General features: G+C 67.2%; 23 protein-coding genes and 2 tRNA genes. 8 read left to right on the plus strand and 17 right to left on the minus strand.

Annotated features, from left to right (window positions below):
* The 8 genes from IFT82_RS01475 to rpsL form a co-directional block, all read right to left on the minus strand.
* Positions 1–312 (minus strand): 50S ribosomal protein L23, encoded by a 312-nt coding sequence (locus tag IFT82_RS01475; RefSeq protein ID WP_192123697.1) that lies wholly within the window; start codon positions 310–312, stop codon positions 1–3.
* Complete coding sequence (rplD, locus tag IFT82_RS01480; protein WP_192123699.1) at positions 305–931, minus strand: 50S ribosomal protein L4; 627 nt, start codon at positions 929–931, stop codon at positions 305–307. The genes IFT82_RS01475 and rplD overlap by 8 nt, the downstream gene beginning before the upstream one ends.
* A 3-nt stretch (positions 932–934) precedes the next feature.
* Positions 935–1,669, minus strand: coding sequence for a 50S ribosomal protein L3 (gene rplC, locus IFT82_RS01485; protein ID WP_192123701.1), 735 nt, complete (start codon positions 1,667–1,669; stop codon positions 935–937).
* A 245-nt stretch (positions 1,670–1,914) separates the two neighbouring features.
* Positions 1,915–2,223: a 30S ribosomal protein S10 gene (gene rpsJ, locus IFT82_RS01490; protein WP_066776796.1), complete on the minus strand. Its 309-nt coding sequence runs from the start codon at positions 2,221–2,223 to the stop codon at positions 1,915–1,917.
* Positions 2,224–2,421: 198 nt separating this feature from the next.
* On the minus strand, positions 2,422–3,615 hold the full coding sequence (gene tuf, locus IFT82_RS01495; RefSeq protein ID WP_192124284.1) for an elongation factor Tu: 1,194 nt from the start codon (positions 3,613–3,615) through the stop codon (positions 2,422–2,424).
* Between the two features lie 85 nt (positions 3,616–3,700).
* On the minus strand, positions 3,701–5,797 hold the full coding sequence (gene fusA, locus IFT82_RS01500) for an elongation factor G (protein WP_192123703.1): 2,097 nt from the start codon (positions 5,795–5,797) through the stop codon (positions 3,701–3,703).
* A 98-nt stretch (positions 5,798–5,895) separates the two neighbouring features.
* Positions 5,896–6,366 carry a 30S ribosomal protein S7 gene (rpsG, locus tag IFT82_RS01505; protein ID WP_192123705.1) on the minus strand — a complete coding sequence of 157 codons (471 nt, stop codon included), beginning with the start codon at positions 6,364–6,366 and terminating at the stop codon, positions 5,896–5,898.
* 50 nt (positions 6,367–6,416) lie between these two features.
* Positions 6,417–6,788 (minus strand): 30S ribosomal protein S12, encoded by a 372-nt coding sequence (gene rpsL / locus IFT82_RS01510; RefSeq protein WP_069206815.1) that lies wholly within the window; start codon positions 6,786–6,788, stop codon positions 6,417–6,419.
* Between the two features lie 267 nt (positions 6,789–7,055).
* Between rpsL and IFT82_RS01515 the strand changes: the two genes are divergently transcribed.
* The 3 genes from IFT82_RS01515 to IFT82_RS01525 all read left to right on the plus strand — a co-directional run bounded on the left by IFT82_RS01515 (position 7,056) and on the right by IFT82_RS01525 (position 9,911).
* Positions 7,056–7,132 (plus strand) — tRNA-Trp (locus tag IFT82_RS01515).
* 285 nt (positions 7,133–7,417) lie between these two features.
* Positions 7,418–8,725 (plus strand): MFS transporter, encoded by a 1,308-nt coding sequence (locus IFT82_RS01520; RefSeq protein WP_244646340.1) that lies wholly within the window; start codon positions 7,418–7,420, stop codon positions 8,723–8,725.
* 40 nt (positions 8,726–8,765) lie between these two features.
* Complete coding sequence (locus IFT82_RS01525) at positions 8,766–9,911, plus strand: glycoside hydrolase family 68 protein (RefSeq protein ID WP_342355011.1); 1,146 nt, start codon at positions 8,766–8,768, stop codon at positions 9,909–9,911.
* Positions 9,912–9,925: 14 nt separating this feature from the next.
* Here IFT82_RS01525 and IFT82_RS01530 read toward each other — a convergent pair whose 3' ends face one another.
* The 5 genes from IFT82_RS01530 to pgsA all read right to left on the minus strand — a co-directional run bounded on the left by IFT82_RS01530 (position 9,926) and on the right by pgsA (position 15,007).
* Positions 9,926–10,951 carry a LacI family DNA-binding transcriptional regulator gene (locus IFT82_RS01530; protein ID WP_192123709.1) on the minus strand — a complete coding sequence of 342 codons (1,026 nt, stop codon included), beginning with the start codon at positions 10,949–10,951 and terminating at the stop codon, positions 9,926–9,928.
* A gap of 297 nt (positions 10,952–11,248) precedes the next feature.
* Positions 11,249–13,666, minus strand: a complete 2,418-nt coding sequence (locus IFT82_RS01535) for a zinc-dependent metalloprotease (protein ID WP_192123711.1) — start codon at positions 13,664–13,666, stop codon at positions 11,249–11,251.
* A 77-nt stretch (positions 13,667–13,743) separates the two neighbouring features.
* Positions 13,744–14,196, minus strand: coding sequence for a molybdenum cofactor biosynthesis protein MoaE (locus IFT82_RS01540; protein WP_192123713.1), 453 nt, complete (start codon positions 14,194–14,196; stop codon positions 13,744–13,746).
* Positions 14,193–14,450: a molybdopterin converting factor subunit 1 gene (moaD, locus tag IFT82_RS01545; RefSeq protein WP_192123715.1), complete on the minus strand. Its 258-nt coding sequence runs from the start codon at positions 14,448–14,450 to the stop codon at positions 14,193–14,195. The genes IFT82_RS01540 and moaD overlap by 4 nt, the downstream gene beginning before the upstream one ends.
* Before the next feature lie 5 nt (positions 14,451–14,455).
* On the minus strand, positions 14,456–15,007 hold the full coding sequence (pgsA, locus tag IFT82_RS01550; RefSeq protein WP_192123717.1) for a CDP-diacylglycerol--glycerol-3-phosphate 3-phosphatidyltransferase: 552 nt from the start codon (positions 15,005–15,007) through the stop codon (positions 14,456–14,458).
* A gap of 119 nt (positions 15,008–15,126) precedes the next feature.
* Between pgsA and IFT82_RS01555 the strand changes: the two genes are divergently transcribed.
* The 4 genes from IFT82_RS01555 (at position 15,127) to IFT82_RS01570 (ending at position 18,842) form a co-directional block, all read left to right on the plus strand.
* Complete coding sequence (locus tag IFT82_RS01555; protein WP_192123719.1) at positions 15,127–16,425, plus strand: MFS transporter; 1,299 nt, start codon at positions 15,127–15,129, stop codon at positions 16,423–16,425.
* A gap of 114 nt (positions 16,426–16,539) precedes the next feature.
* Positions 16,540–17,649, plus strand: coding sequence for a DUF47 family protein (locus tag IFT82_RS01560; protein WP_192124288.1), 1,110 nt, complete (start codon positions 16,540–16,542; stop codon positions 17,647–17,649).
* A gap of 13 nt (positions 17,650–17,662) precedes the next feature.
* A complete protein-coding gene (locus IFT82_RS01565) occupies positions 17,663–18,664 on the plus strand; it encodes an inorganic phosphate transporter (RefSeq protein WP_192123721.1) in 1,002 nt (333 codons plus the stop codon).
* A gap of 101 nt (positions 18,665–18,765) precedes the next feature.
* Positions 18,766–18,842 (plus strand) — tRNA-Pro (locus IFT82_RS01570).
* 320 nt (positions 18,843–19,162) lie between these two features.
* Here IFT82_RS01570 and IFT82_RS01575 read toward each other — a convergent pair.
* Positions 19,163–20,590: a phospholipase D-like domain-containing protein gene (locus tag IFT82_RS01575; RefSeq protein WP_192123724.1), complete on the minus strand. Its 1,428-nt coding sequence runs from the start codon at positions 20,588–20,590 to the stop codon at positions 19,163–19,165.
* A gap of 106 nt (positions 20,591–20,696) precedes the next feature.
* On the opposite strand from IFT82_RS01575, the gene dinB reads away from it, so the two are divergent.
* Positions 20,697–21,785, plus strand: coding sequence for a DNA polymerase IV (dinB, locus tag IFT82_RS01580; protein ID WP_192123732.1), 1,089 nt, complete (start codon positions 20,697–20,699; stop codon positions 21,783–21,785).
* A 6-nt stretch (positions 21,786–21,791) separates the two neighbouring features.
* Here the strand turns inward: dinB and IFT82_RS01585 are convergent, their stop codons facing one another.
* From IFT82_RS01585 to glmU, 3 genes are all read right to left on the minus strand, one after another.
* Positions 21,792–23,642, minus strand: coding sequence for a putative bifunctional diguanylate cyclase/phosphodiesterase (locus tag IFT82_RS01585; protein WP_244646341.1), 1,851 nt, complete (start codon positions 23,640–23,642; stop codon positions 21,792–21,794).
* A gap of 26 nt (positions 23,643–23,668) precedes the next feature.
* The gene (locus tag IFT82_RS01590) at positions 23,669–24,586 is read right to left on the minus strand and encodes an ROK family protein (RefSeq protein WP_192123736.1); all 918 of its coding nucleotides are present in this window, start codon (positions 24,584–24,586) and stop codon (positions 23,669–23,671) included.
* 73 nt (positions 24,587–24,659) lie between these two features.
* Entirely contained in the window at positions 24,660–26,063 is a 1,404-nt protein-coding gene (glmU, locus tag IFT82_RS01595) for a bifunctional UDP-N-acetylglucosamine diphosphorylase/glucosamine-1-phosphate N-acetyltransferase GlmU (protein WP_446740935.1), read from the minus strand.
* Positions 26,064–26,104: the final 41 nt, after the last annotated feature.

The following is a 26,104-nucleotide window of genomic DNA, read 5'->3' on the forward strand; positions in this document are numbered from 1 at the left end:
TCAGATCCCCGTCGTCACGTCGATCGACTGACCGTCGGCGAGCGTGACGATCGCCTTCTTCATGTCCGACCGCTGGTAGGGCGCACCCTTCCACTTCTTGGTCTTGCCCTTCTGGACGATCGTGTTCACGCCCAGGACCTTCACGTCGAAAAGCGCTTCGACGGCGGCCTTGATCTGCGGCTTGGTCGCGTCGCCCGCGACCTTGAACACGACGGCGTTGTGCTCGGAGAGCAACGTCGCCTTCTCGGTGATGTGCGGTGCGACGATCACGTCGTAATGACGGTTGTCGACAACCTTCTGCGGCTTAGCCATTAAAGCGCGCCTCCAGCTTTTCGACCGCAGCGCGGGTCAGCACCAGCGTGTCGGCCTTGATGATGTCATAGACGTTGGCGCCCACGGCCGGCATCACGTTAACCTCATGCAGGTTGCCCGCGGCCAGTGCGAAGCTGTTCTCGACGATATCGCCGTCGATCACCAGCGCGCGGTTGCCGAAGCCCAGCTTGGCCAGATCGCCCTTCAGCGTCTTGGTCTTGCCGCCTTCGACGGTCAGGCTGTCCATGACGACCAGCGACCCTGCCTTGGCATGGCTCGACAGCGCCATCTTCAGGCCCAGGGCGCGGATCTTCTTGTTGAGACCCGGATTGAAGTCACGGACGCGGGCGCCGTGCGCCTTGCCGCCGCCGATGAAGACGGGAGCGCGACGATCGCCGTGACGGGCGGTGCCGCCACCCTTCTGGCGACCGAACTTCTTGCCGGTGCGGGCGACGTCGGCCCGCTCGCGGGTGCCGCGCGCGGTTTCGCGGCGCTTTTCCAACTGCCAGGTGACGACGCGGTGCAGGATGTCGGCGCGCGGATCGAGGCCGAAGACCTCGTCGTTGAGCTCGATGTCCTGCGCGTCGGTACCGGCGAAGGACTTGACGGTGACCTTCACTTCTTAGCCCTCCTGGCCGGTGGTAGCTTCCGGCGCGGGTGCGGCGTCAGCATTGTTCGAATTGGCGACCTTCAGCCCGGCGGGCATCGGGGCGTCGGCATGGCGCGAAACCTTGACCGCGTCCTTGACGAGCAGCCAGCCACCCTTCGAGCCGGGCACGGAGCCCTTCACGAAGATCAGGCCGCGCTCTGCGTCGGTCGACACGATTTCCAGGTTCTGCTGCGTGCGGTTGCGGTCGCCCATGTGGCCGGCCATCTTCTTGTTCTTGAAGACCTTGCCCGGATCTTGACGCTGACCAGTCGAGCCGTGCGAACGGTGCGACACCGACACGCCGTGCGTCGCGCGCAGACCGCCGAAGTTCCAGCGCTTCATCGCGCCGGCAAAGCCCTTACCCTGGGTACGACCCTGGATATCGACATACTGGCCAGCGACGAAATGGTCGGCCGACAGTTCGGCGCCGACGTCGAGGAGGTTGTCCTCGGTGACGCGGAATTCGGCGACGAACGCCTTGGGCTCGACTTCGGCCTTGCCGAAATGGCCACGCTGCGGCTTCGCCACGTTCTTGGCCTTGGCGACGCCTGCGCCAAGCTGGACGGCGGTATAGCCGTCGGTATCAGTCTCGCGACGGGAAACGACCTGCAGGCCGTCCAGCTGGAGAACGGTGACCGGCACGTGCCGACCGTCATCCTGGAACAGGCGGGTCATCCCCAGTTTCTTCGCGATCACGCCGGTACGCATGATCCACACTCCTCGCAGAGGCACATCCGGACCATTCCGAATGTGCGTGGGGGATATCAGCCGGGCGGATGCCCCGATGATATCCGTCAGCCCGGAAATGCGAAGCGTGCCCCCGTCCCGGGCTGGTCGTCCTTGCGATGAAGCGAGAACGTGACGGGAGACGCTGTCCCGGCGGCCGAAGCCACCGGCGGTATCTCAATTGCCGTAACACCGCAGGACCAAGGTCGACTGCGGTGGAGCGGCGCTTACGCCAACTTGATCTCGACGTCAACGCCGGCGGCGAGGTCGAGCTTCATCAGCGCATCGACGGTCTGCGGAGTCGGCTGCACGATATCGAGCATCCGCTTGTAGGTGCGGACCTCGAACTGCTCGCGCGACTTCTTGTCGACGTGCGGGCCACGGTTGACCGTGAACTTTTCGATGCGCGTCGGCAGCGGAATCGGACCGCGGATGAGCGCGCCGGTACGGCGTGCAGTGTCGGCGATGTCGCCGGTCGCCTGATCGAGCACGCGATGGTCGAATGCCTTCAGACGAATGCGGATGTTGCTGTCCATGATCCCTACCGATGCGAAAGAGCGGGGCGACTCGCAAGGCCATCATTCCCGCACGTCGGGAACGACGACCGAAGGGCCGCCTCTTGCTGGTTTAAAATCGAATGTCGAAAGGCAGCGGAGAAACCGTCACGCCTCTATTAAAAGCAAAAGGGCGACCCCGGTTTCCCGGAGCCGCCCCTTCCAAGGCTTGCGCCTATATTACTTGGTGATGCCGCTGACAACCCCTGCGCCGACGGTCCGGCCACCCTCGCGGATGGTGAAGCGCTGGCCGACGTCCATGGCGATCGGTGCGATCAGCTTGATGCCGAGCGCGACGTTGTCGCCGGGCATGACCATCTCGGTGCCCTCAGGCAGCTCGACGGTGCCGGTCACGTCCGTGGTGCGGAAGTAGAACTGCGGACGGTAGTTGGCGAAGAACGGCGTGTGACGGCCACCCTCGTCCTTCGACAGCACGTACACCTCCGACGCGAAGTCGGTGTGCGGCTTGATCGAACCCGGCTTGCAGAGCACCTGGCCACGCTCGACCTCGTCACGGGCGACGCCGCGGATCAGCGCGCCGACGTTATCGCCAGCCTGGCCCTGATCGAGCAGCTTGCGGAACATCTCGACGCCGGTGACCGTGGTCTTGCGGACGGTCGGGTGAATACCGACGATCTCGACTTCCTCACCGACCTTGACGATGCCGGTCTCGACGCGGCCGGTGACGACCGTGCCACGACCCGAGATCGAGAACACGTCCTCGATCGGCATCATGAACGGCTTGTCGAGCGGACGCTCGGGCTGCGGGATGTAGTCGTCGACGGCGGCCATCAGCTCAATGACGGCGTCCTTGCCGAACTTGTCGTTCGAACCCGACAGCGCGCAGGTCGCCGAACCCTTGATGATGGGGATATCGTCGCCCGGGAACTCGTACGAGCTGAGCAGCTCACGGATTTCCAGCTCGACCAGCTCGAGGATTTCCTCGTCGTCGACCAGATCGACCTTGTTCATGAACACGACCATCGCCGGCACGCCGACCTGACGGGCGAGCAGGATGTGCTCGCGGGTCTGCGGCATCGGGCCATCGGTGGCCGACACGACCAGGATCGCGCCGTCCATCTGCGCCGCGCCGGTGATCATGTTCTTCACATAATCGGCGTGGCCCGGGCAATCGACGTGGGCGTAGTGGCGGTTCGTCGTCTCGTACTCGACGTGCGCGGTCGAGATCGTGATGCCGCGCTCACGCTCTTCGGGTGCCTTGTCGATGTTGGCGAAATCGACGGCGGTACCGCCGGTCGTCTCGGCCAGCACCTTGGTGATGGCGGCCGTGAGCGAGGTCTTGCCGTGGTCGACGTGGCCGATGGTGCCGATGTTGAGGTGCGGCTTGTTCCGCTCGAATTTTGCCTTTGCCATTTTCCTACCTTCTGATTCGAATTCGGTGCCGCCGGGGCCACGCGAACGCGGCCCCATAACGGTTGATCGTCGGTTACGCCAGCGCTTAGGCCAGCTTCGCCTTCACTTCGTCGGCGACGTTCGTCGGAACCTCGTCGTAATGCGAGAACTGCATCGAGTATTGCGCACGCCCCTGCGTGAACGAACGCAGCGAGTTAACATAGCCGAACATGTTGGCCAGCGGCACCATCGCCTCGACCGTCTGCGCGTTGCCGCGGCTGTCGGTGCCCTGGATCTGGCCACGGCGGCTGTTCATGTCGCCGATCACGTCACCCAGATAATCTTCCGGGGTAACGACCTCGACCTTCATGACCGGCTCGAGCAGCGTGATGCCCGACTTCTGCGCCGCTTCGCGCATCGCGCCACGGGCACAGATCTCGAACGCCAGCGCCGACGAGTCGACGTCGTGGTACGCGCCGTCATACACGACGATCTCGAAATCGATGATCGGGAAGCCGACCAGCGAACCGCTCGCCGCGGTTTCGCGGAAGCCCTTCTCGATCGCGGGCAGATATTCCTTCGGAATGTTGCCGCCCTTGATCTCGTCCTTGAAGATGATCCCCGACCCGCGCTCGCCCGGGGTCAGCTTCACCTTCACGCGGCCGAACTGGCCGGTGCCGCCCGACTGCTTCTTGTGCGTGTAGTCGATGTCGACCGGCTTCTTCAGATATTCGCGATAGGCCACCTGCGGCGCACCGACGTTCGCCTCGACCTTGAACTCGCGCTTCATGCGGTCGACCAGGATTTCGAGGTGAAGCTCGCCCATGCCCTTGATGATGGTCTGACCCGATTCGGGGTCCGACGACACGCGGAACGACGGGTCCTCGCGCGCGAGACGATTGAGCGCGACGCCCATCTTCTCCTGGTCGGCCTTGGTCTTCGGCTCCACCGACAGCTCGATCACCGGCTCCGGGAACTCCATGCGCTCCAGGATGATCGGTGCGTTCTGCGCGCACAGGGTGTCACCCGTGGTGGTGTCCTTGAGGCCCGCCAGCGCGACGATGTCGCCCGCGAAAGCCTCCTGGATGTCCTCACGGCTGTTCGCATGCATCAGCAGCATGCGACCGACCTTTTCCTTCTTGTCCTTCACCGAGTTGGTGACCTGCGACGCGGCTTCGAGCTTGCCCGAATAGATGCGCGCGAACGTCAGGGTGCCGACGAACGGATCGTTCATGATCTTGAAGGCCAGTGCCGAGAACGGCACGTCGTCCGAGGACGGACGCTCGTCCGGCGTCACGCCGTCGAGCTTCAGACCCTGGATCGCGGGCACGTCGAGCGGGCTGGGCAGATAGTCGACCACGGCGTCGAGCAGGGGCTGTACGCCCTTGTTCTTGAACGCCGAACCGCAGACCACCGGCACGAACGCCATGCTGAGCGTACCCTTGCGGATCAGCTTCTTCAGGTCGGCGACGCTGGGCTCGTTGCCATCGAGATAGGCTTCCATCAGGTCGTCGTCCTGCTCGACGGCCATCTCGATCAGGTCGCTGCGATACTTCGCCGCCTTTTCGGCCATGTCGGCGGGAATGTCCTGATATTCGAACTTCGCGCCCAGCGACTCTTCGAGCCAGATGATCGCGCGGTTCTCGACCAGATCGACCAGGCCCTTGAAGCCGCCTTCCATGCCGATCGGCAGGTACAGGACGGCCGGACGGGCGCCGAGACGCTCGATGATCGAATTGACGCAGAAGTAGAAGTCGGCGCCGGTGCGATCCAGCTTGTTGACGAAGCACATGCGCGGCACGCCGTACTTGTCGGCCTGACGCCACACCGTCTCGGACTGCGGTTCCACACCGGCAACGCCGTCGAAGCACGCGACCGCACCGTCGAGCACGCGCAGCGAACGCTCGACTTCGATCGTGAAGTCGACGTGGCCGGGGGTGTCGATGATGTTGATGAGGTGCTCTTCGCCCTTGCCCTCTTCGGCGCGCCACTTGCAGGTGGTAGCAGCCGACGTGATCGTGATCCCGCGCTCCTGCTCCTGCTCCATCCAGTCCATCGTCGCGGTGCCTTCGTGCACTTCGCCGATCTTGTAGGACTTGCCGGTGTAATAAAGGATACGCTCGGTCGTCGTCGTCTTGCCGGCGTCGATGTGGGCCATGATGCCGATGTTGCGGTAACGGTCGAGCGGATGGCTGCGGGCCATGGTCGGTGCTTCCTTAGCGATGTGGGGAGCCAGGCACATGACCGGCTCCCCACGATATAGTCCAGAACGGGGCTGCTTCCAACCCTGTCAGCGCGGCCTTACCAGCGGTAGTGCGAGAAGGCGCGGTTCGCCTCGGCCATCCGGTGGGTATCTTCGCGCTTCTTCACCGCGTTGCCGCGGTTGTTCGAGGCGTCGAGCAGCTCGCCGGACAGGCGGGCGGCCATCGTGTTCTCGCTGCGGTTGCGCGCGGCGGTGATGAGCCAGCGGATCGCCAGCGCCTGTGCCCGCTCCGGGCGGACCTCGACGGGGACCTGATAGGTCGCACCGCCGACGCGGCGCGACCGCACCTCGATGCCCGGCTTGATGTTGTTCAGCGCATCATGGAACACGCCGATCGGCTCGCGCTTGGCGCGCTGCTCGACGGTTTCCATGGCACCGTAGACGATCAGTTCGGCCACGGCCTTCTTGCCGTCCATCATGACCGAATTCATGAACTTCGACAGAACCTCATCACCGTACTTCGGGTCCGGCAGGATGATACGCTTTTCTGGGCGACGACGACGTGCCATTTCAAATTCCTTCTAAACTTCAGCCATGGTGACGAAACGGGTTCGTCGGCTTACTTCGGACGCTTGGCGCCGTACTTGGAACGGGACTGCTTGCGGTCCTTCACACCCTGCGTATCGAGCACGCCGCGCAGGACGTGGTAGCGAACGCCGGGAAGATCGCGGACACGACCACCACGGATCAGGACCACCGAGTGCTCCTGCAGGTTGTGGCCTTCACCCGGGATGTAGCTGATGACTTCGCGCTGGTTGGTCAGGCGGACCTTGGCCACCTTGCGCAGTGCCGAGTTCGGCTTCTTCGGGGTCGTCGTGTAGACGCGGGTGCAGACGCCGCGCTTCTGCGGATTCGCTTCCATCGCAGGGACCTTCGACTTGGCCTTCTGCGGATCGCGGCCCTTGCGGACCAGCTGGTTGATCGTGGGCATTGAAGCCTTCACCTTTCAGATGGTTACTTTGCTGGGAGCCATCACGCCGTAGAATACAAAAAGAGCCTGCCAGCGACGCGATCGCGCCACCCGAGGCCCCATTCCATTCCAGCAATGTTCAAGCACCACCGGAGACTGACCCCGATGAGCAGGCGCGGCTATACGCCCCCGTGCCGATACGGTCAACCGTCGCGGCACGTTCGTGGCGGCCCCGCCACATCGGCGCTTGCCGAACCGCGCGGATGCCGGTAATGGCGCGATCCGCACAGGGGTGTAGCTCAGTTGGTTAGAGCGTCGGTCTCCAAAACCGAAGGCCCTCGGTTCGAGTCCGAGCTCCCCTGCCAGCGTTTCCGTGATGCATCGCCACAGGCCGTGCCCGCCGGATCGTTCCAGAACGATATTGTCCTTTTCCGATGCCCTCGCACCCGTCCGGCTGTTTGACGATGGCCAGGTTGCGCCCTCGCCCGCTGCCATGACGTGCGCCACGGCGATCCACGTACCGGATATAGTCGCACCCGCTATTGCAATCGATTGTTGCAATGCCGGCGAAAACGATGAATAATCGGGACAAAGCATAATCGAGGGGATGGGCGATGACGACGACGGCAGGGGTTAAGCCAAGGCTGTCGATGGTCCGCATCCTCGAGATGAACCTCGGCTTCCTCGGCCTGCAGTTCAGTTTCGGCCTGCAACAGGGCAACATGACGCCGATCTACAGCTATCTCGGCGCGTCCGAGGCGGCGCTGCCGGTGCTGCAGCTGGCCGGCCCGATCACCGGGCTGCTGGTACAGCCGCTGATCGGCGCCCTGAGCGACCGGACCGATTCGCGCTGGGGGCGGCGGACGCCCTATTTCATCTTCGGCGCGATGCTGTGCGCGATCGGGCTGTTCTTCATGCCGCTCAGTTCGTCGCTGCTGATGGCGGTGTCGATGCTGTGGATCCTCGACGGCGGCAACAACATCACGATGGAGCCGTACCGCGCCTATGTCTCGGACCGGCTGGACGAGAGCCAGCACCAGATCGGCTTCCTGACCCAATCGGCCTTTACCGGACTGGCCCAGATGCTCGCCTTCCTCACGCCATCGTTGCTGGTGTGGTGGGGGATGGATCAGGACTGGGTCGATGCGCACAACATCCCCTACACGGCGCGCATCGCGTTCATGGTCGGGGCGTTCCTGAGCCTGACGACGATCCTGTGGTCGATCTGGCGGGTGCCGGAACTGCCGCTGACACCGGAACAGCGCGCGCACATCGCCGCCCAGCCCACCGGGTTCGGCGCGACGTTGCGGGAAATCGGCGGCGCGATCCGCGACATGCCGATCGCGATGCGCAAGCTGGCGCTGATGAGCCTGTTCCAGTGGTACGCGATGGCCGCCTACTGGGCCTATGTGATCTATGCCATCGGCCGGTCGGTCTATGGCACCGACGTGCCGACCTCGTCGGGTTTCCATTCCGCCGTCCTGACCAATGGCGAGATGGCGGCCTTCTACAATGGCGTCGCGTTCGTCGCGGCCTTCGCGATGGTGCCGCTGGCCCGGCGGATCGGGGCGGCCAGCCTGCATGCCGTCTGCCTGGTCATCGCCGGCGCGGGGATGCTGTGGCTGCCGCATATCACCGAAAAATGGATGCTGTTCCTGCCGGCGATCGGGGTCGGGCTGGGCTGGGCGAGCATCATGGGCAACCCCTACGTCATCCTCGCCGGGTCGATCCCGGCGGAGCGGACCGGCGTGTACATGGGCATCTTCAACATGATGATCGTCATCCCGATGCTGCTGCTCGCGGCCACCCTGCCCTTTTACTACGCGCCGCTGATGAACAGCGATCCGCGCCACGTGCTGACGCTGTGCGGCGTGCTGATGTTCTGTGCCGCCGCGGCGGTGTGGTCGGTGCGGGAACGCAACACGCAGGGCCTGCCCGTCGGTGCGGTCGCGGAATGAGCATGACACCGACCGATATGATGACGGGAAATTGACGACGATGGCATCCGGCCCGAACGATATGGTGACCAGCGCCGCCCATTGGTCTCTCGACGCCGCGCGCGGCGCGCGCGATCGACCCGCGGCCGCGCTGCCGGTGATCGGCGCGGGCGATATCCGCCCGATCGTGCCGGGCCACGACCTGTGGGACATGTGGCAGATCGCCCGCCCCGATGGATCGACCGTGATCGTGGACGGGCGCAGCTGGTGGTTCTTCCTCGCCACCCCGCAGCTCGACGATCCGGAGGCGCGCCACGATCGTGCGCGGATGCGACTGACCAGCCACGGGGCGGACGGCTGGCGCGATCATGGCTGGGTGTTCGCACCGGGCTTCACGCCGGGCAGTCGCGAATGGTCCGGCTCGGCGGTGCTGGAGGACGACGATGTCACGCTGACGATGTACTTCACCGCGGCCGGCCGCACGGATGGGCCGCCCAGTTTCGAACAGCGGCTGTTCGAGACGCGGGCACGATTCGCGGTGACGGACGGCGAACCCATGCTGGCAGGCTGGACGACCCCGATCGAGTCGGTGGCGGCGGACGGCCATTGGTATGCGGTGGCGGCGGAAGTCGAGGCACCGGCACACGGCATCAAGGGCTTTCGCGATCCCGGCTATTTCCGCGACCCCGCCGATGGCGGCGAATATCTGCTGTTCGTCGGCAATGCGGGCTGGACCGATACATGGCCGAACGGCGTCATCGGCGCGGCGCGGCGGGATGACGGCGCATGGACGCTGCGGCCGCCCATGGTCGATGCGCTGGGCGTGAACAGCGAACTGGAACGGCCGCATATCGTGATGCGGGACGGCCATTATTATCTGTTCTGGTCGACCCAGGCGCGCCGTTTCGCCGAGGGTATCGGGGCGCCGACCGGCCTGTACGGCATGGTCGCGGAAAGCATGACGGGGCCGTGGCGGCCGATCAACGGCACCGGGCTGGTCGCGAGCAACCCGCCGGCCGAGCCGTATCAGGCCTATTGCTGGTGGGTGACCGGCGAGGGTGAGGTCATCAGCTTCGTCGATTATTGGGGGCTGGACGGCGCGGGCCTGCCGGCGGACCCCGCCGGGCGCCGTGCCCGGTTCGGCGGCACCGCGGCACCATGGTTCCGGCTGGCGTTCGCGGGCGACCGGGTGACGATCGCCGCCTGACCACCCGCCGGCGATCAGGCGGTGTCGCGCTCGATCAGGGTCGGCGTCATCTCCACCGAGGGGGCGTCCTCCCCCGCCATCCGCCGGAACAGCGCATCGACCATCGCCTGCGCGCCGACCACCAGATCCTGCCGCACCGTCGTCAGCCGCGGCACGGTCTGTTCGGCGAGGGGCAGATCGTCGAACCCCGTGATCGCCATCTCCTCGGGCACGCGGACGCCACGATCGACCAGCGCGCGGACCGCGCGGATCGCGATCCCGTCCGACGCGGCGGCGATGCCGTCGATATCGCCGATCACCCGGTCGAGATGGCCGGCTATCTCCGCCGCCATGATATCGGAGGCGAGATGCGTATCAAGCTGGACGGGCGGTTCGATGCCGGCCGCCGCCGCCGCGTCCTGCAGGCCCAGATAGCGCTGCTGCAACTCGATCGACCGGATCTCGCCCAGGAAAGCGATCCGCCGGCAACCCCGCGCGATCAGCCGCTCACCGGCGAGCCGCCCGCCCAGCCGGTTGTCCACCCCCACCGCGCAATGGACCTGACCGGGCAGATGGCTGCCCCATGCCACCATGGGCCGGTAATGACGCGCGACCCGCTCGATCACCTCGAACTGGTCGGACTGGCCGATCAGCAGCACGCCGTCGAGCAGGCCCGATTCGACGATCCGTTCCAGCCAGTCCTCGGCATCGGGGATGATGCGCGACAGCATCAGATCATACCCGCTTTCCGTCACCGCATCGGCCAGATGCGCGAGGATCGTCATGAAGAAGGGATCGGACAGATGCTGCCGCCGCTCATGCCCCAGCGGAATGACCACGCCGATCACGTTGGTCCGCTGGGTCCGCAGCCGGCGCGCCATCTGGTTGGGGCGGAAGCCGTGCTGCGCCGCCAGCGCCTGAATCCGCTCGCGCGTTTCCGTGTTGACGATCGACTTGCCCGCCAGGGCGCGCGACACGGTGCCGGCGGAAACGCCGGCGATCCGCGCCAGTTCGCTGATGTTGCGCACGCGGGGCGGGTTGCTCGGAGATAGGTCACTCATAATGTCTTTTCGCCGCCATATATCGGGTTGGCAATGCCGCATCGCGCTGTGGCGGCGGGACGGGACGATGATCGCTCACGAACCGGGCGCCACCACCCGTTCGCATTCCACCGCCCGGCGGACACGGACGCCCCCCTCGACAGGCGATCGCACGGTCCGGTCGCCGAGGCGATACGAGGTGCGCCGCAGGTAACGCGGGCCAGCGGCGGTCGCAGCTGTTGCCGCGCCGTCCCGCCAGTGCCGCGGATACCGGGCGTCAGCGCCCCGACGGGGCGGGAGGAAATGTCGCATCCGCGCTCAATCGCCGAACCAGCCGCTGTCGCCACCGATCGGCATCCCCGGGGGAATGGCCGGGACCTTCTGCCGCCTGGCCAGTTCCCGCGCCAGCCGGTCGTCGTCGGCGAGCAATCCGGCCACGTGGCGGCCCCATGCCCCGTCCTCGCCCGTGCCGCCCTTGCCAAGCGTCGCGCCGATCGTGCGCAAGCGGTCGCCCAGCAGCGCGGCGACATCGGGCGAGATCGCCTCGTCCTGCGCTGCATCGGCCATCGACAACAGGGTGCGATAGGCGATGCGCCGGCCCACCGCGTCACGCCGCGCACCGATCGTCGCGGCGGCCAGCCGATCGAGCAGCGTCTCCACCCCCGGCAGGCCGGGATCGCGGCGATGCTGTTCGTACAGCCGCGCCAGCCGCGCCGGAGCCAGCAGCGAATCGAGCGTGATCTGCGCGGCGACATCGGCGGCGACCAACGGGTCGAACGCGGCGGCACCGGCGTTGCGGAACACCTCCTGATCGAACTGCGCGTCGCCGCGCCCGTTCATCGGTGATGACAGCGGCATCACCAGCGCCGCCGGCACCGTCAGCGTTTCCGCCGACAGCGTCGCCAGCAGCGCGTCGATCGCCGTATTCTGCGCGGCGGCGGGCACGGGGATAGGCGCGGGGTGATTGTCGCCCGCCACGGCATAGGCATAATCGATCCCGCCGACGAGCTTGCCGACCGCGTCGACATCATAGCGATGGAGCAGCCACACCGGCACGAACTTGCGCCGCAGATCGGACAGCGCCTCCCCCGGCCGCAGCACGCGTGGGCCGAACCGGCCGATCGCCAGCCGCCGTACCGCCAGCATATGATTGAGCGAAGCGACCGGATCGGGGCCATCGTCCCACATGCTGCCCCACGGACTGGGGGTGTCCGACGCGCGCCCGTCGATATCGGTGATGAAGCGCACGCCCTTCGCCTGGATCGCCAGCGCCTTGGTGGCCGCCGCCGCGTCGAGGTCACGCCCCGGTGCGGGATCGGCATAGAGCCAGTCGACGATGAAATCGTCCCACGCGCCGCCACCGGGCGCATAGGCATCGGACAGGTCGATCCGGCCATCGGTCAGTTTGATGCGCGGCCCCGGATAATCCATCACCGTGGTGCGGCCCTGCGTGCTGCCGGCGAAATTGTGCATGAAGCCGATCGCATGACCCACCTCGTGCGCGCCGAGCTGGCGGATACGGTCGAGCGAGACGCGGACCGGATCGCTGGCGCTGCCGCTGTTGCTTTCGCCCGCACCGACCAGCCCTTCGAAGATCGCCATGTCCTGCCGCACGCGCAGCGCGCCGATCACGACATTGCCCTTCACGATCTCACCGGTGCGGGGGTCGGCGATGCCGCCGCCATAGGACCAGCCGCGCGTCAGCCGGTTCGACCAGTTGACCATGTTGTACCGCACGTCGAGCGGATCGGCCCCCTCGGGCAGGATCTCCGCGCGGAACGCATCGATCAGCCCCGCCTTGTCGAACGCCGCCGCCCAGTAATTCACGCCGTCCTTCAGCGCGGTACGGATTGGCTCGGGCGCGGCGCGATCGATGTAGAAGACGATCGGCTTCTTCACCCGCGACCGTGCGGCGGCGGGATCGACCTTTTCCAGCCGGAACCGGTTGGCGAACTGCTGCACCACGTCCTGCCCCAGCGGGGTGCCATAATCATAATATTGATTGCCCCCCGCCCCCGACCGGATGTCGAACTTGCGCGGCACGAACCCCGGCGCCGGCAGGCGGATGAAGCTGTGATGGACGGTGAAGCCCGGCTGGCGCGGATCGGGGGCGATCCGTTCCACCTCGCGCCCCGGCGTGTCGGACTGATAGGTCTGGAGCGCGTCGATCTCGATATTGTCGGGGAAGATCTTCACCGAGGCCGGGTCGGCGGCACTGAGCGCCTCGACCAGCCGAAACCCCTTGCCCGCCGCCGGGCCGGAGTTGAGCGCGTCGGCGATCCCCATGGTGTCGCGGGTCAGGAACGGCGCGAGATCGACCGTTAGCGCGCCGCCCGGATCGGCCGACACGATATCGAGCATCGCGACGATCGTGGTCGGGAAACTGGTCCGTCCGCCCGCCGCGACGCCGGCATCGCCGGTCGCGCGGAACTGGTGGTTCTCGAACGTCACCGCCATCTTCTTGCCGATGCGGCGGAACGCGACGATCTGTTCCGGCCCCAGCATCCCGCGATCGAGCCGCAGGTTGGCCGACCCCAGCCCGGTGCGCAGCGACGTGGCGTACAGGAAGCGACCGGACACGCCGTCACCATCGGGTGCGGGCAGCGTGACGAGGATACGCCCCTCGGTCGGCAGCGTCTTCACCGGCAACAGCACCGTCTGCTGCGCCACGACGGGCAGCGAACACCCCGTCAGCAGTATCGCCCCGACCGCCCTGGCCCATATCGTCGCGCGCATCGCCATCCCCTTATGTTGCCGTGCAGCGAAGCCAGCATGGGGGAAGTCGTTGATTACGGCAACATGACCGGATCAAATCACCGCCAGCGGTCGGCGGCGGCGGCATCCGCGTCGCGCGCCTCGACCCAGGCGGCCGATTCGCCGCGTATCTCCCGCTTCCAGAACGGCGCATCGGTCTTCAACCGGTCGATCAGATAGGCGCAGGCATCCAGCGCGGCCCCGCGATGCGGGGCGGCCGCCGCGACGAACACGATCCGCTCGCCCGGGCGCATCGGGCCGACGCGGTGGACGATCGTCACCGCGCCCAGCGACCAGCGCGTGGTCGCCTCCTGTGCCAGCTCCGTCAGCGCCGCTTCGGTCGCGCCGGGATAATGTTCCAGTTCTAGCACGTCGACATCGCCTGCCGCCCCGGCATCCGCCCGGACCAGCCCGGTGAAGGTCGCCACCGCCCCGGCACCCGATGCCTGCTCGACCAGCGCCATCTCCGCCGTCAGGTCGATCGGCGCGGGCGCCACGAGGATGCGGATCATCCGCCCGTCACCGGCGGAAAGATCGCCACCTCGCGCGCGCCAGCGATCGGGGCATCGGGTGTCACGAACGCCTGATCCACCGCCGCGCGCAACCGCCCCCGCTCGGCCAGCGCATCGGCATGACCGGCGCTGCGCGTCGCCAGCCAGTCGACCAGTGCCGCGACGGTGGTGACGTCGGCGGGCGGATCGACCAGTTCCTCGCCCGTCCCCACCCGCTCGCGCACCCACGCGAAATAGAGCATCCGTATCGCCATCGCGGTCAGTCCATATGCCTCAGGCCGACGCGCAGATAATCCCAGCCGGTGATCGCGGTCAGCACCGCCGCGCCCCACAACGCCGCCAGCGACACCGGCGCGATCCACCCGACCGAGGGGATCGCCGGCGCCAGGATCAGCCCGCCCAGCGAGACGAGTTGCAGCGTCGTCTTCCATTTCGCCAGCTTCGACACCGGCATCGATACATGCAGCGGGGCGAGGAATTCCCGCAGGCCCGACACCGCGATCTCGCGCAGCAGGATCACCAGCGCCGCGATCAGGTGCAGCCCGGCGATGTCGCGCGTGCCGACCAGCATCAGGATGACCGCGGCCACCATGATCTTGTCCGCGATCGGATCGAGGAACACGCCCAGCCGCGACACCGCGCCGTTGGATCGGGCCAGATAGCCGTCGAAATAATCGGTGATGCCCATCAGGCAATACAGCGCGAACGCGATCGCATAGCCCGCCGCCCATTGCGGCCACCACAACAGGCCCACCAGCAGCGGCACCGCGACGATGCGCGACAGGGTCAGGAGATTGGGCAGCGTCAGCATGCGGTTACCTCCTACCGTGCCAAATCGCCGGCGGGAACCGCTATTAAGAAGATTGGCTTCATCGGCCGGTCTGGGCTAGACCCCCCGCCTGTTCGCCACCACCGAGGCCGCCCGTTGTTATGATAAATGCGCTCGGGCTATTGAGGCAACGTCGCTTCCTGCCCCTGTTCACGACGCAGTTCCTCGGTGCCTTCAACGACAATCTCTTCAAGACGTCGATGGTCCTGTTCGCGACCTATACCGTGTTCAACGATGCCGGACAGGAAGCGAACTTCAACGCGCTGGCGACGGGACTCGGCATCCTCCCCTTTTTCCTGTTGTCGGCACTGGCCGGGCAACTGGCCGACAGTCATGACAAGGCGCGCATCATCCGGCTGGTCAAGACCGCCGAGATCGGGATCATGGCGATCGGATCGGCCGGACTGATCGCCGCGAAGCTGGGACACGTCACCGCCGGCCTGTCGCTGATGCTGGGGGCGGTGCTGCTGCTCGGCATCCATTCCACCTTTTTCGGACCGATCAAATACGCGATCCTGCCGCAGCACCTGCGCCCGTGCGACGTGCTGGGCGGCACCGGGCTGGTCGAGGCGGGGACGTATCTGGCCATCCTGCTGGGCACCGTCACCGCCGGCTTCCTGGTTCGCCTGCCTGTGGGGTGGACGATCGGCGCGGTGATCGGCTTCGCGGTGATCGGGCTGTTCGCCGGCCGGCAGGTTCCCCCTGCCCCGCGTGAGGGGCCGTTGCTGCGCCTGAACTACAACCCCTTCACCGCATCGTGGCGGCTGATCGCGGCGACGCTGCATATCCCCCGACTGTTCCTCGCGATCTGCGCCATCAGCTTCTTCTGGACGATCGCCTCCGTCCTCATCATCGTGTTCCCGCCGCTGGTGAAGAACGTGCTGACCGCCGACGAACAGGTCGCCAGCGCCGCGATCGCGGTGTTTTCGGTCGGCGTCGCGCTCGGTTCCGTCATCATCAACACGATGCTGAAGGGTAATATCTCCGCGCGCTATTCGCCGATGTCGGTGATCGCGATGGGCGGATTCGTCGTCCTGTTCTCGATCCTGTCGCGCAACTGGACGCCGGCGGCGGCGGGGCAGCTTTATGGCTGGACGGGATTTCTGGCGCAGCCGGGGGCGATACCGATCCTGCTCACCCTGCTGGCGATCGCGGTGACGGGGGGGATGTTCGTGGTGCCGCTCTACGCTTTCCTGACCACGACCGTCGAACGCGACCAGACCGCGCGTACCGTGGCGGCGAACAACGTCGTCAACGCCGGCGCGATGACACTGGGTTCGGTCGCGGTGCTGGGCATCACCGCGCTGGGCGCGACGCCGGAGAACATGCTGCTGCTGGTGGCGGGCATGTGCCTGGTCTCTGCCTGGATCGCCCAGCGCCTGCACCGCGCCTGCGACTGAGCGCATCCACCCGTTCCCGCCGCCACGGCATGGCTGGCGTGCGGAATGGGCGTTCGCGGCACCTGTGTTAAGTTATTGAAAATCGGCCGTCGGTAGGGCAGCTTCCCAGCTATGCTGCATCAGGTCGGTGCCTTGCCCTATCGGATCAGGACCGATGGCGCCGCCGAGGTGATGTTGATCACTTCGCGCGATACCCGTCGCTGGGTCGTGCCCAAAGGCCATCCGATCCGCGGCCTCGCCCCCCATATGGCCGCCGCGCAGGAGGCGTGGGAGGAAGCGGGCATACGCGGCCACCCTTGCGCGACGCCGCTGGGTGCGTTCGATTACGTCAAGCGGCGCCGCCGCGGGCCGGTCGATGCGAGGGTCACCGTCTATCCGTTCGCCATGGTCGGGCAGGATGCCGACTGGCCGGAGAAAAGCCAGCGCGATACCCGCTGGTTCGCGCTGATCGATGCCGCCGCGGCGGTGGACGAACCGCAATTGCAGGCGTTGATCGCTGGCTTTCGGCCGCCACCTGCGCCATCGACATTCGCTGAACGAATGCTCCCGGCGATCCGTACCGGGATTAGGAGGCGTTTTCCGATGCTTGGCTGGTTCCAGTCACTAATGCCCAAACAGGGGCGATTCTTCGAACAGTTCGAGGCGCATGCCGCGACGCTGGTTGCCGGCGCGGATGCGCTCGCGCGGCTGCTCCACGGCGATGGCCCGATCGAGACCCAGATCGCCGCGATCGTCGCGCACGAGCATGCGGCCGACGACATCACCCGCGACGTGCTGCAGGATGTGCGCCGCGTGTTCGTGACGCCGTTCGACCGCAGCGCGATCATCGAGCTGATCGGGGTGATGGACGATGCGATCGACCAGATGAACCAGACCGCCAGTTCCATCACGCTCTACGGCGTGACCAGCTTCGAACAGCCGATGCGCGACATGGCCGGCATCATCGTCGAGGCGGCGCGGATCACGGCGGAGGCGATCCCGCTGCTCCGGTCCGTCAATCGCAACGGCGACCGGCTGAACGAGTTGACCGCGCGGATGATCCGGATCGAGGGACAGGCAGATACGATCCACGAGGGCGGCCTGCGCGCCCTGTTCCAGCAGCATCAGGATCAGCCGATGCAGTTCATCGTCGGGCGTGAGATCTACAGCCATCTGGAACGCGTGGTCGACCGGTTCGAGGATGTCGCCAACGAGATCCAGGGTCTCGTGATCGACCACGCCTGAGGGGGCGCGAACCATGATTTCCATGACCCTGCTGGTGGCGCTGGTCGCCTTCGCGCTGCTGTTCGATTTCCTGAACGGGATGCACGACGCCGCGAACTCGATCGCCACCGTGGTGTCGACGCGCGTCCTGAAGCCGCAATGGGCGGTGGTATGGGCGGCGTCGTTCAATTTCCTCGCGCTGTTCGTGTTCGGCGAGCATGTCGCCAATACGGTGGGCAAGGGCATCGTCGATGCCATGGTCATCGATGCGACGGTGATCTGGGGCGCGCTTTGCGGCGCCGTGTTCTGGAACGTGCTGACCTGGGTGCTGGGTATCCCCTCTTCGTCCAGCCACGCGCTGATCGGCGGCCTGCTGGGCGCGGGCCTGGCCAAGGCGGGGTTCGACGGCATCGTGTGGAGCGGCATCGCCAAGACGGTGGCGGGCATCTTCGTCGCGCCCGCCGTGGGCATGGCGCTGGCGCTGGTACTGGTGCTGGTGGTCGCGTGGACCAGCCTGAAACTGACCCCGATCGGCGTCGACCAGCGGTTCCGCAAACTTCAGCTCGTCTCCGCCGCCGCCTACAGCCTGGGGCATGGCGGCAACGATGCGCAGAAGACGATGGGGATCATCGCGGTGCTGCTCTACAGCCAGGGGAAGCTGGGCGACACCTTCTACGTGCCGTTGTGGGTGGTGCTGTCCTGCTATGGCGCGATCGCGCTCGGCACGATGTCGGGCGGGTGGCGGATCGTCCACACCATGGGTTCCAAGATCACCCGGCTGACGCCGGCGCAAGGGTTTTGCGCGGAGACGGGCGGCGCGATCACGCTGGCGATCGCCAATGTCGGCGGTATCCCGATCTCGACCACCCACACCATCACCGGGGCGATCGTCGGCGTCGGCGCGGCGCGGCGGCTGTCGGCGGTGCGGTGGAACGTCGCCTCCAACATCGTCATCGCGTGGTTCGTCACGTTGCCGGCCGCCGGGTTGATCGGTGCCGCCGTCTATTGGCTGACCCACGCGATCGGATCGATGTAGCGACCATGTTGATTGGCGCTTGCGCCCCTGCCGGCTGCTGGGTATAGGCGCGCCTCCAAGCACCGGCAGGCACCCGAAACGGCGCCCGCCCGGTACTCCGTCGGGGAGTAGCTCAGCCTGGTAGAGCACTGTCTTCGGGAGGCAGGGGCCGGAGGTTCGAATCCTCTCTTCCCGACCATTTACTGACTTACGACGGGCGGCACGCTGGTGCTGCCGTAAGCGGTAACAGCGACGGCTTCGGCCGGGTCGCTTTTTTTCCAGAGTTTGATAACATCAGGTCGAACCAGATGTCCGTCATGGCGAGCGCAGCGAAGGAATCCAGGGTGTCCTGATCCGGCACTGGATTGCTTCGCTGCGCTCGCCATGACGGATTGAGTCAGGCCAAGGTCGTCCTGCTGTAAGCGTGTCACTTCACCGTCGCTGATCCCATGGATCGCGCAGCGCCGTTGCAATGCAGGCCGGGCGTGACATGGCATACCGCGCCCGGCCGCGATCCGCCTATTTGCGCCGCCGCAGGCCGAAACGGCGGAACAGCCCGCGCTTCGACAGCGCCTCGAACATCTCCTCCGGCCCTTCGGGGTCGAGCACCTCGTTATCGGCCAGCCATTCCTCGACGGCGGTCAGATCGGGCACTTCATAAGGCACCAGCGTCTTGCCGCGACCACGGAACCGTTCGATCGTCGCGATCAGCGAACCCGTCTCGGCGACCGCCTCCGCCACCTCGACATGCGTCATCCCCAGATGCTCGGCGATCAGGTCGTCGCGGATCGCCAGCACGCGGGCGCGCTCCGCCTCGGTATGCGCCTCGATCGCGAGATCGCATTCGGTGTCGAGCCGGAGCGAACGGTTGTTCATGTTGCTCGATCCCAGCCGGAACACGCGATCGTCCGCGATCAGGATCTTGGCGTGGCAATAGATCGGCGTGCCGCCCGCCGTATAGGGATGGTACATCCGCAACCGCCCGTGCCGGTCGCGACGGCGCAGCGCCTCCATCAGCCGCGCGCGCGCGGTATCCATCGCCAGCGGCTCCAGCCACCCCTGCGCGGTGACGGGGTTGATGATGACGATTTCCGGCCCGTCCGCCTCGTCCAGCCGCCGCGCCACCGCCTCCGCGATCCTGCGCGAGGCGAAATACTGGCTTTCGATATAGAGATGCCGCTCGGCCGAGGCGATCTGCGCCATGAACAGCGCCTCGCTCTCGTGCACCGGTGGCTGGTCGGGCATTTCGGGGAAGGTGCGCGCGATGCCGACGTCGATGCCCTCGAAATCCACCGTCAGCCCCTGGGGCCAACAGGGTCCGCCGGGTTCCACCGGCGTCATCGGCTTGCCGCCCGCCGCCGTCCAGCGATCGCGGAACAGCGTGCCCAGCGTTCCCGCGATCGGCCCCTGCACCGCGCTGATCGCGTCGTGCCATGGCTTGTAGGGCTGGCCGCCGGGGCGCAGCCGCAGCGGCTGGTCGTCGAGATGCTCGCGCGTGTCCCAGCGATCCCCGGTCATGTCGATGCCGCCGCAAAAGGCGAGGCAATCGTCGATGATGACGATCTTCTGATGATGCGAGGCGCCGGTGGGATGATGCCCGTCCAGCTTGGTGTGGATGCGCTTGTGCATCATCCATTTCAGCACCGTGAACGCCGTCGCGCCGCGCCCCAGCGACTTGATCGCGCCCAGATCCCAGCGCAGCAGGAACACCTCCAGATCGGGCGAGGCCTGCACCAGATCGTAGATGAAGGTGCCCAGCGTGCGCCCGCGCCCCTTCACGTCGTGGTCGAGCACGATGCGCGCATCGAAGTCCCAGCCGATCAGCAGGATACGCTTGCGGGCCTGGGTCATCGCCTGACGCGCGATCCGGAAATAATCCGCCGCGTCGACGATCACGCTCATGCGGTCCGCACGCACCACCTGCCAGCAATCGACGCCTGTCTTCATTATCGCGCTTTCCCTTGTCGGCGCTCCTCATGGCGGAGCGGCGGATCGCTGGCAAACGCGAACACCCTCGCACCGGGTCCCGCCGCCCCCTATGTAGCGTGCCGTGATGTCGGACACGCGACCCCGCAAGATCATCCATGTCGACATGGACGCCTTCTATGCATCCGTCGAACAGCGCGACGATCCGGCGTTGCGCGGGCGGCCGGTGGCGGTCGGGGGCAGCCGGGCGCGCGGCGTCGTGGCGGCGGCCAGTTACGAGGCGCGGGTGTTCGGCGTCCGCTCCGCGATGCCGTCCGTCACCGCGGTCCGGCAATGCCCCGATCTGGTCTTCGTGCCACCGCGTTTCGATGTGTACCGTGCCGTTTCGCAGCAGATTCGCGCGATCTTCGCCGATTATACCGATCTGATCGAGCCGTTGTCGCTGGACGAGGCGTATCTCGACGTATCGGAGGATCGCCACGCGCTCGGCTCGGCACAGGCGATCGCCGCGGCGATCCGCGCGCGCATCCAGGCCAATACCGGTCTGACCGCCTCGGCCGGGGTCAGCTACAACAAGTTCATCGCCAAGCTGGCGTCCGATCAGAACAAGCCCGACGGGATGTGCGTGATCCCGCCCCGGCGCGGCGCGGCCTTCGTCGCCGGGTTGCCGGTCAAGCGGTTCTACGGCGTCGGCCCGGTCACCGCGCGGCGGATGGAGGCGCTGGGTATCCTGACCGGGGCCGATCTGGCCGCCCACCCCCTCCCCTTCCTCCAGCGGCATTTTGGCAGCCATGCCACCTATCTGTACGGGGCGGCACGCGGCGAGGATCATCGCCCCGTGCGGGCGCATCGTCAGGCCAAGTCGATCGGGGCGGAGCGGACCTTCGAGCGCGACCTGAGCGAGCCTGAGCCGCTGCACGACGCCTTGGCCATGGTCGCGGCGGCGGCCTGGGCCCGGATCGACCGGGCGGGCGCGCAGGGGCGCACCGTGACGCTGAAACTACGCCGCGCCGATTTCGCCACCATCACCCGTGCGCGCTCCGTCTCCCGGCCCGTGGTCGACGAGGCCGCGTTTCTGGCGATCGGGGCGGACCTGCTGGCGGCGCAACTGCCGGTGCCCGGCGGTGTCCGGCTGCTCGGCCTGACGCTGTCCGCGCTGGGGGATGCGGCGGGCAATGCCGCCGATGACGCGGTTCAGCCGGCGCTGCCGTTCTGACGCCGGTCAGCCGGCCCGCAATTCGTCAGCGGCCGCCCCGACGAAGCGGGCGCCGGCCAGCATACGGGCGCGCGCCGCATCGACCGGACGGCACAGGCCGAAACCCTGGAGATATTGCGCGCCCGCGATCCGCAGCGCCTGAATCTGCACATCGGTCTCCACGCCCTCCGCGGCGACGTCCAGCCCCAGCGCGCGGCCGAGCTGAATGATCGAATGGACGATCGCCGCCGCCTCGCGATCCCGGCCCATTCCGTCGATGAACGACCGGTCGATCTTCAGGCAATCGAGCGCGATGGTGCGGATGTTGTAGAGGCTGGAATAGCCGGTCCCGAAATCGTCGAGCGCGACGCGGAAGCCCATCTGGCGCAGCGAATGCAGCGTGTCGGCCACCTGCCCCGTCCCGTCGAAGATCGCGCGTTCGGTAATTTCGATCTGGACGCGGCCGGGCGTCACTCCCGCCGCATCGGCCTGGTCGAGCAGCCGCTGTGCGAACTGGTGCCGGTGGAACTGGCGCGGCGAGAAGTTGATCGAGACATATTGGCCCGGCCACTCCTTCACGCGCCCCAGCGCCTCCGTCACCACCCAGTCGCCCAGCTCGTGGATGAGGTTGGATTCCTCGGCGATCGGCAGGAACTCCGCCGGCCCGATCGTCGCGCCGAAATCCTCGCTGTGCCAGCGCAGCAACGCCTCGAACCCGACGATCTCCAGATCGGCCTTGGCGACGATCGGCTGATAGACGAGGCTGAGTGCCTGATCCGGGATCGCGCGGATCAGGCGCCGTTCCATCCGGCGGCGCAGACGGATGCTGTCGTCCATCGTCTCGTCGAACCGGCGCGCGATGCCGCGTCCCTGCCGCTTGGCCTCGTTCAGCGCCAGGTCGGCGCGGCGGATCACGTCGATCGGCTCGCGCCCGTCGCCGCCCTCCACCACCACCAGCCCGGCGCTCGCCCCCGCCTGCACGCCGTGACCATAGACCTGAAGCGGCACCGAGCAGGCCGCGATCACCGTCTCGCAGGCGGTGACCGCCGTGGCATCGTCGGGGGTGTCGAACAACAGACCGAACTCATCGCCGCCCAGCCGCGCCACCAGCGCGCCGGCGGGCGCGGCGCGGTGGAGGATGGCGCAGATCTCCCGGATCAGCGCGTCGCCGGCGAGATGGCCGAGCGTGTCGTTGACCCGCTTGAACCGGTCGAGATCGATCATCGCGGTCGCAAAGGTGCCGGGCGCCCGCGTCCGTTCCTTCAACGCACGCTGGAAAGCCAGGCGGTTGGGGGCGTCGGTCAGCGAATCGTGGAAGGCGATATGCACCGCGCGGCTTTCGTTCGCGGCCAGTTCGGCCTTCTGCTCCTGCAGCAGCGCGACCTGTGCCAGCAACTGGCGATGCGTGGCGGCCATGTCGCGATCGCGCCGCCACCGCGCGGCCAGCGCGCTCGCGGTCTGGAGCAGCTCGGTTGCCGCGAATGGCTTGGCGATGAAGAACAGCCGGTCGACCGGTCCCGCGGCGCGGGCGATCTCGGCCAGCGGCACATCGCCGGCCCCGGTCACGATGACGATGTTGGTCGCAGGGTCGATCCGGCGCAGCCGCCGCGCGGTCTCGCGCCCGTTCATGGGCGCCATGTTGAGGTCGATAAAGGCGACGGCGTAATCCTCGCCCGCCATCGCCGCGCGCTTGGCCTCCGCCACCGCATCGCCGCCGCGTTCCGCATGGAACAGGCGGAACGCCCCATCCCCTGCGCCGCCGAGGATGCGTCGATAGCAGTCGTGCAGCACCGCGTCGTCGTCGACCACCATGACGCGCACCGCCTCGGCCGACGATTCGCCGGAGCCCTGCTTCATCGCGTCCTGCCTGTCGACCATGATCGCCGGATACTAAGGCATGGCGATTAACGCGTGGTAAACGATGCCTGCAACTGTGCCTCCAGCGCCTGTGCGCCCAGCACGATCGCCCCGAGCGGCCCGGCATTGCCGCCCAGTGCGGGGGGGACGACGAAGGTGTCGGCATCCGCGACCTCGGGCAGGGCGACATAGCCGCCCAGGCTTTTCGTCATCGCCGCCCGGACCCGGGGGAACAGGTGATCGGTGCCCACCATCACGCCGCCGCCCATCACGATCCGCCGTGGTACGCCGGTCAGCACCAGGGCGTGGAGCAACTGCCCCAGCGCATGGGCGACCATGTCCCAGGCGGGCTCGTCCGCAGCCCATTGATCGCCGGACACGCCGGTGCGCGCCTTCAGCGCCGGCCCTGCCGCCAGCCCTTCCAGACAGGCGCCGTGGAACGGGCAAGTGCCGATCCAGTCGTCGCCGGGGAAACGGACCGGACGAAGGTGACCGAACTCGCTGTGCGTCAGCCCGTCGACCGGCCGCCCCCCCGCGATCAGGCCGACGCCGATGCCGGTGCCGACCGTGGCATAGGCGATGTCCTCCAGTCCCTTCGCCGCGCCCCAGCGGGCCTCCGCCAGCGCGGCGCCGACCACATCGGTATGGAACCCGGTCGGCACGCCGGCGAACCGGCGCAGACGCTCGCCGACATCCTGATTGGCCCAGCCCGGCTTGGGCGTGGAGGTGATGTGACCATAGTCATGGGCATGCGGATCGATCGATACCGGCCCGAAACTGGCGATGCCCAGCGCGGAGAAACCACGCCAGCGTTCCAGCACCGCCTCGATCGCACTCAGCGTCTCCTCGGGCCGGGTGGTGGGCAGCTGGACACGATCCTCGATCGCATCGGGGCCCCGCGCCAGAATGCAGATGCACTTGGTGCCGCCCAGTTCCACGCCGGCCACCAACGGTGCTTCGGTCATCGCGCTCTCCCTTTTCGCTCTGCCCGCCGCTACGCCTCAAATCGATTGTTGGCGATAAATTTCGTGACGCCCGTCAGCGTGCGGCCTTCTTTGCCCGCATCAGCGCGCGGAAGCGGGCCGCCCAGCCGGACCGGCTTTCCTGCCGTCCGCGCGCCAGCGCCAGCGCATCGGGCTCGACATCGCGGGTGATGACCGATCCCGCCGCCACGATCGCCCCCGCCCCGATCGCGACCGGCGCCACCAGCGCGGAATTGGAGCCGACGAACGCCCCCGCCCCGATCGTGGTGCGGTACTTCAGGAACCCGTCATAGTTGCAGGTGATCGTACCCGCACCGATGTTCGCCCCCGGCCCGATATCGGCGTCGCCCAGATAGGTCAGGTGGCTGGCCTTGGCGCCGTCCCCCAGCACCGCGTTCTTCAGCTCGACGAAATTGCCGACCTTCGCGTTCGCGCCCAGCACCGTGCCGGGGCGCAACCGCGCATAGGGGCCGACCTCCGCGCCCGCGCCCACCGTCGCGCGCTCCAGATGGCTGAAGGCATGGATCGTCGCGCCGTCCGCCACGGTGACGCCGGGGCCGAAGACGACGTTCGGTTCGACCGTCACGTCGCGGCCCAGGATGGTGTCGTGCGCGAACCATATCGTGTCGGGGGCGATCAGCGTCGCGCCGTCCCGCATCGCCGCCACGCGCCGCCGCGCCTGCCAGCCGGCCTCCACCGCCGCCAGTTCGCCCCGGCTGTTGACGCCGGCGACCTCGTGCGCGTCCGTTTCGATCACCGCCGACCCGCGACCATCGGCGGCGGCGAGCATGACGATGTCGGGCAGGTAATACTCGCCCGCCGCATTGTCGTTGCCGACCCGCGCGAGCAACGGCCAGAGATCGGCGGCGCGCACCGCCATCAGCCCGGAATTGCACAGGGTTTCCGCCCGGTCGGCGTCGCTGGCGTCCTTGTACTCCACCATCCGCACGATGCTGCCCTCGGCGTCCGCGATCACCCGGCCATAGGCGCCGGGGTCGTCGGGACGGAAGCCCAGCACGACCGCCGCCGGCGCATCGGCGGCCCGCAACCGGTCGAGCATCCGATGCATCGTCGCCGCGGTCACCAGCGGCACGTCGCCATAGAGGATCAGCACGTCGCCATCGAAATCCGCCAGCGCCCCCTCGGCCTGCCGCACCGCATGGCCGGTGCCGAGCTGTTCGGCCTGCAACGCGGTGGCGATGCCGAGCGGGGCGACCGCGGCCTCCACCTGATCGCGACCGGCGCCGGTGACGACCACCACGCCCGCGGGCGCCAGTTCGCCGACCGCGGCAAGCAGATGGAGCAGCATCGGCCGCCCGGCGACCGGGTGCAGCACCTTGTGCGTGTCGGACTTCATCCGGGTGCCCTTGCCGGCGGCAAGCACGATCGCCGCGACGGAACGGGGCGCCGCGACGGAACGGGGCGCGGCGACGGAACGGGGCATGGTCGGCTGGGTCATGGCGGGGTCCGGTGCCACGAAAGCCTTGCCAATGCCATAGG

The sequence above is a fragment of the Sphingomonas sp. CFBP 8760 genome (assembly GCF_014841615.1).
GTDB lineage: Bacteria > Pseudomonadota > Alphaproteobacteria > Sphingomonadales > Sphingomonadaceae > Sphingomonas.